The 9405-nt window shown below is 74.5% G+C and carries 11 protein-coding genes; 9 read left to right on the forward strand and 2 right to left on the reverse strand.

The features are described 5' to 3' along the window. Positions 1-224: 224 nt before the first annotated feature. Genes Q4D18_RS01825 through Q4D18_RS01835 form a run of 3 tightly spaced genes read left to right on the forward strand, consistent with a single transcriptional unit; the run spans position 225 to position 1790 of the window. Positions 225-392, forward strand: coding sequence for a hypothetical protein (locus Q4D18_RS01825; RefSeq protein WP_303125192.1), 168 nt, complete (start codon positions 225-227; stop codon positions 390-392). Continuing rightward, a complete protein-coding gene (locus tag Q4D18_RS01830) occupies positions 389-889 on the forward strand; it encodes a RidA family protein (protein WP_303125272.1) in 501 nt (166 codons plus the stop codon). The genes Q4D18_RS01825 and Q4D18_RS01830 overlap by 4 nt, the downstream gene beginning before the upstream one ends. Beyond that, on the forward strand, positions 879-1790 hold the full coding sequence (locus Q4D18_RS01835) for an NUDIX hydrolase (protein WP_303125193.1): 912 nt from the start codon (positions 879-881) through the stop codon (positions 1788-1790). The genes Q4D18_RS01830 and Q4D18_RS01835 overlap by 11 nt, the downstream gene beginning before the upstream one ends. A 63-nt stretch (positions 1791-1853) precedes the next feature. Here Q4D18_RS01835 and Q4D18_RS01840 read toward each other — a convergent pair whose 3' ends face one another. Continuing rightward, on the reverse strand, positions 1854-2531 hold the full coding sequence (locus tag Q4D18_RS01840; protein WP_303125195.1) for a Crp/Fnr family transcriptional regulator: 678 nt from the start codon (positions 2529-2531) through the stop codon (positions 1854-1856). Positions 2532-2690: 159 nt separating this feature from the next. Between Q4D18_RS01840 and Q4D18_RS01845 the strand changes: the two genes are divergently transcribed. The 4 genes from Q4D18_RS01845 (at position 2691) to Q4D18_RS01860 (ending at position 5629) form a co-directional block, all read left to right on the forward strand. Then, positions 2691-3257, forward strand: a complete 567-nt coding sequence (locus Q4D18_RS01845; RefSeq protein WP_303125196.1) for a CvpA family protein — start codon at positions 2691-2693, stop codon at positions 3255-3257. Between the two features lie 166 nt (positions 3258-3423). Continuing rightward, positions 3424-5007, forward strand: a complete 1584-nt coding sequence (locus Q4D18_RS01850; RefSeq protein ID WP_303125197.1) for a sodium-dependent transporter — start codon at positions 3424-3426, stop codon at positions 5005-5007. A gap of 3 nt (positions 5008-5010) precedes the next feature. After that, entirely contained in the window at positions 5011-5178 is a 168-nt protein-coding gene (locus Q4D18_RS01855) for a methionine/alanine import family NSS transporter small subunit (RefSeq protein WP_303125198.1), read from the forward strand. Between the two features lie 7 nt (positions 5179-5185). Continuing rightward, positions 5186-5629, forward strand: a complete 444-nt coding sequence (locus Q4D18_RS01860) for a GntR family transcriptional regulator (protein ID WP_303125199.1) — start codon at positions 5186-5188, stop codon at positions 5627-5629. An 82-nt stretch (positions 5630-5711) separates the two neighbouring features. On the opposite strand, the gene acs is transcribed toward Q4D18_RS01860, so the two are convergent. Continuing rightward, positions 5712-7649 carry an acetate--CoA ligase gene (acs, locus tag Q4D18_RS01865; protein ID WP_303125200.1) on the reverse strand — a complete coding sequence of 646 codons (1938 nt, stop codon included), beginning with the start codon at positions 7647-7649 and terminating at the stop codon, positions 5712-5714. A 182-nt stretch (positions 7650-7831) separates the two neighbouring features. On the opposite strand from acs, the gene nth reads away from it, so the two are divergent. Both nth and Q4D18_RS01875 read left to right on the forward strand, forming a co-directional pair. Next, complete coding sequence (nth, locus tag Q4D18_RS01870) at positions 7832-8653, forward strand: endonuclease III (RefSeq protein WP_303125201.1); 822 nt, start codon at positions 7832-7834, stop codon at positions 8651-8653. Between the two features lies 1 nt (position 8654). Then, positions 8655-9269, forward strand: a complete 615-nt coding sequence (locus Q4D18_RS01875) for a LysE/ArgO family amino acid transporter (protein ID WP_303125202.1) — start codon at positions 8655-8657, stop codon at positions 9267-9269. Positions 9270-9405 lie beyond the last annotated feature (136 nt).

Here is a 9405-nt window from a genome sequence, read left to right on the forward strand (position 1 = left end):
GAAGACGGCCCGTCCGGCGCCCATGGCGGGCAGCGTCAGCCCCGCCACCAGGAGCCCGGCCAGCGCGGCCAGCCCGAGGAAGGTCAGCAGGCGGCCCAGGACGGAGGAGCGGGCGGCCGGATGGGCGGCGCGGGAGGAGCGTGCGGCGCGGGAGGACATGCCGGAAGTGTACCGGCACGGCCCGGGGCGAGCCGGGGGCGTCCACGGCTGGCTACGCTGGTCCCATGACTTCTCAGACCCGGTGGGAGTACGCCACCGTCCCCCTGCTCATCCACGCCACCAAGCAGATCCTCGACCAGTGGGGCGAGGACGGGTGGGAGCTCGTCGCGGTCGTGCCCGGCCCCGACGGCCCCAACCCCGTCGCCTACCTCAAGCGCCCGAAGGCGGCCTGACCGTGGCCGACCAGCCGTCCGCCCCGTCCTGGGGCGAGGGTGCCGCGGCCGCCCGCCTGGCGGAGCTGGGTCTGGCCCGGCCCGCCGTGGCGGCCCCGGTGGGCTCCTACGTCCCCGCGGTGCGCGACGGCGACCTCGTCCTCACCTCCGGCCAGCTGCCCTTCGTGGGCGGCGCCCTGCCGCTGACCGGCAAGGTCGGCGCCGAGGTGAGCCTGGAGCAGGCGCAGGACCTTGCCCGCACCGCCGCCGTGAACGCGGTGGCCGCGGTGCACGAGCTCGTGGGCGACCTCGACGCCGTCGTGCAGGTGGTGAAGGTGGTCGGCTTCGTGGCCTCGGACCCCGGGTTCACCGCGCAGCCGGCGGTCGTGAACGGCGCCTCGGACGTCCTCGCCGAGATCTTCGGCGACGCCGGCCGCCACGCGCGCTCCGCCGTGGGCGTGGCCGTCCTGCCCCTGGACGCCCCGGTCGAGGTGGAGCTCACCGTCCGTGTCCGCTGACGCGGCGGACCGCGTCCCCGTCCCCTCCCACGAGGAGGAGCTGACGCGGCAGTGGCTCGCCCAGCGCCACCGTCAGGTCCGCCCCGCGCGCCCGGCCTCCGCCGTCGTGCTGGTGCGCGACGGTGCGGACGGCGTGGAGGTGCTGCTGCGCCACCGGGCCGGCCGCACCCCGCTGGGGCGGGTCGGGTTCCCGGGCGGCTCGCTCGTGGAGTCGGACGCGCACCCGTGCCCGTGGTTCGGTCCGAGCCCGGGGGAGTGGGCGCACGCCCTCGGGCTGGCCGACCGCCGCCGGGTGCGCCAGCACGTGGTGGCCGCGGTGCGCGAGCTGTTCGAGGAGTCCGGGGTGCTCCTGGCGGGCGCCTCGGACATGGAGGTCGTCCAGGACGCGCGCGGGGAGACGTGGGGCGCGCGCCGCTCCTCGCTCGAGCACGGCGACGCCGGCCTGCCGCAGCTGCTCGACGACCGCGGCCTGGGCCTGCGCACGGACCTGCTCCGCGCCCTGGGGCGCTGGCAGTCCGCTCCGCACAGCCCGCGCCGCTTCGACACCGTGGTGTTCGCCGCGGCCCTGCCCCCGCAGCAGGAGCCCGTCCCCCGCCCGGACGGTCCGGACCTGCAGGGCTGGCTCTCCGCCCGGCGCCTGCTCGTGGAGCCGCTGCCCCTGCCGGGCCCGGCCGGCTGGCTGGGCGAGGGGGGTCGCGTCGCGCTGGCGGAGGTGTCCACCCCGCTGACCCAGCTCGTGCTGCGGGACGTGGCCCGGCACCGCACGGCGGCCGGCTTCCTGCTCTCGCTCGGCCACGGTCGGGACCCCGTGCCGCACGTCCGCCTGCGCACCGAGGTCGAGGGCGACGACGTCGCCACCGGCACCCTGCACACCGTCGCCGAGGCGGTCGCGCGGGACTGAGCGCCCCGACCACGACGGAGGGCCCGCGCCGACCGGTGCGGGCCCTCCGTCGTGCGGGGGTGCTCAGCGCGAGCGCTGGCGCAGGCGCTGCAGGTCCAGGACCACCACGGCGCGGTTCTCCAGGCGGATCCAGCCGCGCTGCACGAACTCGGCCAGGGCCTTGTTGACGGTCTCGCGGGAGGCGCCCACCAGCTGGGCCAGCTCCTCCTGGGTGAGGTCGTGGGCCACGAGCAGGCCGTCCGCGGCCGGTCGGCCGAAGCGGTCGGCCAGGTCCAGCAGGGCCTTGGCCACGCGGCCGGGCACGTCGGAGAACACGAGGTCCGCGAGGGACTCGTTGGTCTTGGACAGGCGCTGGGCCAGGGCCTGCAGCAGCTGGAGGGACACGTCCGGGGAGGAGGCGATGGCCCGGCGCAGGTTCTCGTGGCGCAGGCCGGCCAGGCGCGTGGCGGAGACGGCGGTGGCCGTGGCCGAGCGCGGGGCCGGGTTGAACAGGGCCATCTCGCCGAAGATCTCGCCCGGGCCGAGGACGGCCACGAGGTTCTCGCGGCCGTCGGAGGCGGTGCGGCCCAGCTTGATCTTTCCGGACATGATCACGTAGAGCTGGTCACCCTGGTCGCCCTCGTGGAAGGCGGAGGCCCCGCGGGAGAGGTCCACCTCGGTCAGCTCGGAGGTGAGGGTGGCGAACACCTCGTCGTCCAGGTTGGTGAAGAGCGGAGCCTTCCGCAGAACCTCGAGATCCATGTGTGCGTGTCCCTTCCGACGGTCGTACGGCGTTCCGCGGCGAAGACGCCCGGACTGTTGCCAGCCATTGTGCCCCATCGCCCCAGGGGGTGCCGATACCCTGGTGACCCCGCTCACCACGGGCGTCACACGAGCAGCGACACGGACCGGAGGCCTCTCATGGAACCGCCCCTGACCTGGGTCGACGCCGTCCTGGTGCTCGTGCTCCTGCTCAGCGTGTCCTCCGGCGCCCGCCGCGGGGCCAGCGGCGTGGCCGGCTCCCTGCTCGGTGCGGCCCTCGGCCTCGCCGCCTGCGCGTGGGCCCTGCCGCGCGTGCCGGGGCTCGTGCCGGACCCGGTGTGGAGGCCCGTGGCCGTCGTGGTGGCCGGCCTGCTGCTGCTCGTCCTCGGGCAGGGGCTGGGCCTGCGTGTCGGCTCGGCCCTGCGCCGCGGGCTCGGGGGCGGGGTGGTCCGGCGTCTCGACGGCGTGGCCGGGGCGCTGCTCGCCACCGTGGTGTGCCTCGTGCTCCTCGGCGTGCTGGCCCCGCGGCTGGCCCCCGCCCTGCCGGCGGTGCTGGTGGCGGAGACGGGCCGGTCCCGCGTGCTCGCGGTCGCCGAGCGGACCGTGCCGACGCCCGTGGACGGGGCCGCGGACGCCCTCCAGGCCGCCGTGGGCGAGGTGCTCTCCGGACTGCCGCCGCTGCGCGCCCCTACGCCCCCGGCGGGGCCGGACGTCGTGCACGCCTGAGGCCGCCGACGTCGTCCCCGGGGGCGTCCAGGATGCGGACACGCCGGAGGAGCGGTGTCCGGTCCTCGGACCCTGCAGTACCGTGTGCTCACTCACACCCGCATCACCGCCGCGTCAGGGCCCCGGCCGGGCCCCGCGCCGCGGCTCGTCCCGGAGGTCCTCCCCCATGTCCACGTCCGCATCCGCGACGGCGAGCACGCCGACGCGCACCCGCGAGGAGTTCACCGGCCGGTGGGCGTTCATCCTCGCCGCCATCGGCTCCGCGGTGGGCCTCGGCAACATATGGCGCTTCCCGTACGTGGCGTACGAGAACGGCGGCGGCGCCTTCGTGATCCCCTACCTGATCGCGCTGCTCACCGCGGGCATCCCTCTGCTGTTCTTCGACTACGCGATCGGCCACCGCTTCCGGGGCTCCGCCCCCCTGGCCTTCCGCCGCCTCTCCCGGTGGACCGAGTCCATCGGCTGGTGGCAGGTCCTGATCTGCGTGGTCATCGGCGTGTACTACGCCGCGATCATCGCCTGGGCGATCATGTACACCTGGTTCTCCCTCGACCAGCGCTGGGGCGCGGACCCGGAGACCTTCCTGTTCAGCACCTACCTGCAGACCGCCGAGGACCCCTCCCCGTCCTTCGACGTCGTGCCGGGCGTCTTCTGGCCGATGCTGGCCGTGTGGCTGCTCGTGCTGCTCATCATGGGCTTCGGCGTGCGCCGCGGCGTGGCGCTGGCCTCCATGGTGGGCATTCCGCTGCTCGTGGTGATGTTCCTGGTCCTGGTGGTCATCGCCCTCACCCTCCCGGGCGCCGCCCAGGGCCTGGACGCCCTGTTCACCCCGAACTGGGCGGCCCTCGCCGAGCCCGGCGTGTGGATCGCCGCTTACGGCCAGATCTTCTTCTCCCTCTCCGTGGGCTTCGGCATCATGGTCACCTACGCCTCCTACCTGAAGAAGCGCACCAACCTCACGGCCTCCGGCCTGGTGGTGGGCTTCTCCAACTCCTCGTTCGAGATCCTCGCCGGCATCGGCGTGTTCTCCGCCCTGGGCTTCATGGCGCAGGCCTCCGGCGTGCAGGTCTCCGAGGTCGTCGGCGGCGGCATCGGCCTGGCGTTCGTGGCCTTCCCGACCCTCATCTCCCAGGCCCCGGCCGGCACCCTCGTCGGCATCCTCTTCTTCGGCTCGCTCGTGCTGGCCGGCTTCACGTCGCTGATCTCCATCCTCGAGGTGGTCATCTCGGCTGTGAAGGACAAGCTGGGCTGGGGTCGCTGGACCGCCACCGCCGTCGTCGTGGGCCTGTCCGGCGCCGTCTCCCTCTCCCTGTTCTCCACCACCACCGGCGTGCAGATGCTGGACACCATGGACGCCTTCGCCAACAACTTCGGCATCGTGGGCGCCGCCCTGATGTCCGTGGTCCTGGTGATGTGGGTGGCCCGCCGGGGCGGGCGGATCGTGAGCCACCTGAACTCGGTCTCCTCCTTCCGCCTGGGCCGGGGCTATCAGATCCTGCTCGGCGTGGTCATGCCGCTGCTGCTCGCCTGGATGTGGATCTCCTGGATCCTCAAGACCATGAACGAGGGGTACGAGGGCTACCCGGCCGACTTCCTCGGCCTCTACGGCTGGGGCCTGGCCATCGGGTCCGTGGTCCTCGCGGTCCTGCTGTCCCTGATCCCCTGGTCCCGCAAGTCCAGCCTGCACGCGGAGCAGTCGACCCACGAACACGACGACGACGACCTCGTCCCCGCCACCCAGGAGGCCTGAGCCATGTCCCCCCTCGCCATCACCATGATGACCATCGCGATCGTGCTCGTGTGGGGCGGTCTGGCCCTGTCCGCCGTGCACCTGCTCAAGCACCCGGACGAGACATCCGGGGAGCTCGGCGACCGGCGGCGTGCCGCGGACGGCGTCCGCGCCGACACCTCCGTCCGCTGAGGCGCCGGTGAGCACGCGCTCCACCGCGGACGGGCCCGGGACCACGGTCCCGGGCCCGTCCCGTGCCCGGCGGGCCTCCACGAGCCTGCCCTTCCTGTCCGTCGAGGCCGGCGGCGGGGCGGTCGCGGCGGCCCTGGCGGACGCGGTGCGCGACGCCGTCGCGGCGGGGCACCTGGCCCGCGGCGACAGGCTGCCGCCCGTGCGGACCCTGGCCGGCGAGCTGGGCCTGGCCCCCAACACCGTGGCCAGGGCCTACAGGGACCTCGAGGCGGACGGCCTGCTCGAGGGCCGCGGCCGGGCCGGCACGTTCGTGGCCGCCGCCGCGGACGAGCGCGCCGACCGTGCCCGCGCCGCCGCCCGGGCCTTCGCCGACGAGGTGCTCGGCCGCCTGCGGTTCACCCCGGAGGAGGCCCTCGACCTCCTCCGCTCGGAGGCGGCCCGGCGCGCCTGAGCCCGGGTCCCCGCCTCCTGCTCGGACACGACGACGCCCCCGCACCCTCCACACGGAGGGGCGGGGGCGTCGTCGTCCCGGGTCAGCCGGCCAGGGTGTCGGTGATGCGCTGCATCACCGTGGGGTCGGCCAGCGTGGTGGCGTCGCCCGGATCGCGGCCCTCGGCCACGTCCTTGAGCAGGCGGCGCATGATCTTGCCGGAGCGGGTCTTGGGCAGCTCCGGGACCACGAGGACGCGCTTGGGCTTGGCGATCGGGCCGATGTCCTTGCCCACGTGCTGACGCAGCTCCTCCTGGACCGCCTCCACGTCCTCACCGGAGGCCGCGGCCTCCTCGGTGAGCAGGACGAAGGCGACGACGGCCTCGCCCGTGGTCTCGTCCGCGGCGCCCACCACGGCCGACTCGGCGACCTTCGGGTGCGCCACGAGCGAGGACTCGATCTCGGTGGTGGAGAGGCGGTGGCCGGAGACGTTCATGACGTCGTCCACGCGGCCGAGCAGCCAGATGTCCCCGTCCTCGTCGTACCGGGCGCCGTCGCCGGCGAAGTACATGCCCGGGAAGCGGTTCCAGTAGGTCTCCTTGAAGCGCTCCGGGTTGCCCCAGATGCCGCGCAGCATGGACGGCCAGGGCTCGCGGGCCACGAGGAAGCCGGGGGAGGTGCTGTCGCCCATCGGCTCGCCGAGCTCGTCGACCACCTCGAGGGAGACGCCGGGGGTGGGCCGCTGGGCGGAGCCGGGCTTGAGCTCGGTGACGCCCGGCAGCGGGGTCAGCATGTGGGCGCCGGTCTCGGTCTGCCACCAGGTGTCCACGATCGGGCAGCGTCCGGCGCCGATCACCTCGTGGAACCAGCGCCAGGCCTCCGGGTTGATGGCCTCGCCCACGGTGCCGAGCACACGCAGCGAGGAGAGGTCGTAGCCGTCCGGGATCTGGCGGCCCCACTTCATGAACGTGCGGATGGCGGTGGGCGCCGTGTAGAGGATCGTCACGCCGTACTTCTGCACGATCTCCCACCAGCGGCCCTGGTGCGGGGAGTCCGGGGTGCCCTCGTAGATCACCTGGGTGGCGCCGTTGACCAGCGGCGCGTAGGCGACGTACGAGTGGCCGGTGACCCAGCCGACGTCGGCGGTGCACCAGTACACGTCCGTGTCCGCGTGGAGGTCGAAGGTGTCGTGGTGCGTGGCGGCCGTCTGCACCAGGTAGCCGCCCGTGGTGTGCAGGATGCCCTTGGGCTTCCCCGTGGTGCCGGAGGTGTAGAGGATGAACAGCGGGTGCTCGGCCTCGTGCCACACCAGCTCGTGCTCGTCCGACTGCGCGGGGACCACGTCGTGCCACCACACGTCCCGGCCGTCGGTCCACTCGACCTCGGCCTCGTTCCGCCTCACCACCAGCACGTGCTGGACGGTGTGGCCCTCGGCGGAGAGGGCCTGGTCCACGGCGGGCTTGAGCATGGACGGCTTGCCGCGGCGGAAGGAGCCGTCCGCGGTCACCACGAGCTTCGCCTCGGCGTCGTCCACGCGGGAGCGCAGCGCGTCCGCGGAGAACCCGCCGAACACCACGGAGTGGACCGCGCCGATGCGCGCGCAGGCCAGCATGGTGATGACGGCCTCGGGGATCATCGGCAGGTAGACGGCCACCCGGTCGCCCTTGGCCACGCCGAGGGACTCGAAGGCGTTGGCGGCGCGGCGGACCTCGGCGGCCAGCTCGGCGTAGGTCCACGTGCGGGTGTCGCCGGGCTCGCCCTCGAAGTGCAGCGCCACGCGGTCCCCGTCCCCGGCCTCCACATGGCGGTCCAGGGCGTTGTACGCGGCGTTGGTGGTGCCGTCCGGGAACCACTTCGCGAACGGGGCGTCCGACCAGTCCAGGACCTCGGTGAAGCCCTGTTCCCAGTGCAGGTGCTGGCGGGCGCGGCGCGCCCAGTAGGCGAGGCGGTCCTCGTCGGCCTCCTCGTAGAGCCCGGCGCCGGCCACGGCCTGGGCGGCGAACTCCTCGGACGGCGGGTACGTGCGGGTGGTCTCGTCCACGGGGGTCTCCTCTGGGTCTCGACGGCGGGGGAGCGCCGCACGGGTGTGATGCGCGGCACAGCGTGTCCTGGCACACGATAGGGGACGCCGGGGTCGACGGCGCACCCTCCGGGCGCTGTGTGACACCCCCCCTCCCGCCCGCTCCCTAGGATGGAGCGGCACCGAGGACGGGAGGCGGCCCCATGGCCGAGGAGAGCACGACGACGACGGCGGCGCCGACCCCCACGGGGGAGACGCCGCTGGCCCTGACCCGGCGGGCGCGGCGCATCGACCGGGTCCTGGCCGAGGCCTACCCCTACGCTGTGGCGGAGCTGGACTTCGAGACGCCGTTCGAGCTGCTGGTGGCCACTGTCCTCTCCGCGCAGACCACGGACGTCCGGGTGAACTCCGTGACCCCGGCCCTGTTCGCGCGCTTCCCCGACGCGCACGCCATGGCGGCGGCCGCCGAGCCGGAGCTGCAGGAGCTCGTGCGGCCCACCGGCTTCTACAAGAACAAGGCCGCCGCGGTGCTGGGGCTCTCGCGGGAGCTCGTGGAGCGGTTCGACGGCGAGGTGCCCGGGCGTCTTGAGGACCTCGTCACGCTGCCGGGCGTGGGCCGGAAGACGGCGTTCGTGGTGCTCGGCAACGCGTTCGGCCGCCCCGGCATCACCGTGGACACGCACTTCGGGCGGCTGGCCCGCCGCCTGGGCTGGACGGAGGAGACGGACCCCGTGAAGGTGGAGCACGCCGTCGCCGCCCTCTTCCCGCCGAGGGACTGGACGATGCTGTCCCACCACCTGATCTTCCACGGCCGCCGCGTGTGCCACGCGCGCCGGCCGGCGTGCGGGGCGTGCCCGATCGCCCGGTGGTGCCCCTCGTACGGCGAGGGGGAGACCGACCCCGAGGCCGCACGCGCCCTGCTGGCCTACGAGCTCAGGCCCGGCCGCGAGGAGCTCCTGGAGCGCATGCGCGCCGGGGCCACCCGACGCGAGCTGCGCGCCGAGGGGTGGGGGCTGGGGGCCTGAGATGACGACCCTCGCCCTGACGGGCCTGCTCACCGGACTCGCCCTGATCGTGGCGATCGGCGCCCAGAACGCGTTCGTGCTGCGCCAGGGCGTGCGGCGTGAGCACGTGGGGCTCGTCGTCGTCGTGTGCATGGCCTCGGACGCCGTGCTGATCCTGGCCGGCACCGCCGGCGTGGGGGCGCTCGTGCAGGCCGTGCCGTGGCTGCTCGAGGCGCTGCGCTGGGCCGGTGCGCTGTACCTGCTGTGGTTCGCGGCGTCCTCGCTGCGCTCGGCGCTGAGGCCCCAGGCGCTCGTGGCCGAGCAGGCCCCGCGCACCGCCGGCTCCGTGCTGGGCACCACGCTGGCCCTCACCTGGCTGAACCCCCACGTGTACCTGGACACCGTGGTGCTGCTGGGCAGCCTGGCCAACCAGCACGGCCCGGACGGGCGCTGGGCGTTCGCCGCCGGCGCCGTGCTCGGGTCGGTCCTGTGGTTCACGGCCCTGGGCTACGGCGCCCGCCTGCTGTCCCGCGTCCTCGCCGACCCCCGCGCGTGGCGGGTGCTGGACGTGCTGATCGCCGTCGTGATGGCGGTGCTCGCGGTCCGGCTGATGGCCGGCTCCGGCCTCTGGGCCTGAGGCGGGCCGGCAGCCGCCCCGCCGCTACGGTGGAGCCCATGACCGACGCCGACCGCCCCGCCACCGACCGCCCCGTCCTCGACGCGGAGCCCTCCTCTGAGGCGCCCGGGCTGGCGGAGTGCCGGGCGATGCTGCA

Origin of the sequence: Micrococcus sp. (genome assembly GCF_030523875.1) — a bacterium.
In the GTDB taxonomy this organism is placed as follows: domain Bacteria; phylum Actinomycetota; class Actinomycetes; order Actinomycetales; family Micrococcaceae; genus Micrococcus.